This is a genomic window from Streptococcus oralis, assembly GCF_001588645.1.
GTDB classification, from domain to species: domain Bacteria; phylum Bacillota; class Bacilli; order Lactobacillales; family Streptococcaceae; genus Streptococcus; species Streptococcus oralis_AB.
Genome location: NZ_LAYF01000033.1, coordinates 1 through 457 on the forward strand (window position 1 = coordinate 1; position 457 = coordinate 457).

The window sequence follows — 457 nt, forward strand, 5'->3', positions numbered from 1 at the left end:
CGTTTTATACTTTTGAATGTTAAGGGCTTCGAGCTTGGCTCCGACTTTGTCCATAGCCTCATAGAAGGGGCGGTCGATTTTCTTATTGATGTAGGTGTTCACATTCTCAGCATACCGCTCCAAAGTAGAGAGTTTGGCTTGTAGAGTTTGGGCAGTGCTGGTTTCATCGTGATAGGTATAGGAAACGACACCGTCCGTATCCTTTTTCCTTGATGAGTTTCTGAACCTTCTCAGAAATCTTGACCAGATCCTCCACCCGTTTGGCAAATCCAGTCGAAGTTGTTCCAGTACTATAGCTCCCTGCTTGAGCATTTGTGTAATTTCCATAGCCACTGCTAGAGACTGTGGCATTTTCAGTGAGGCCTGTCAGGGCTTGTTTCATCGTCTTCCAGGTCGATGAATGAAGTTCTACGTCTTTGGTCATTGGTCACCTCGCGGAATGATTCCCAGAGTTTTT

General features: G+C 45.7%; 1 pseudogene. It reads right to left on the reverse strand.

Going from position 1 to position 457, the window contains the following annotated elements:
- Positions 1–351: pseudogene (locus tag A0739_RS10285) on the reverse strand (hypothetical protein); the annotation flags it as partial.
- Between the last annotated feature and the right edge of the window lie 106 nt (positions 352–457).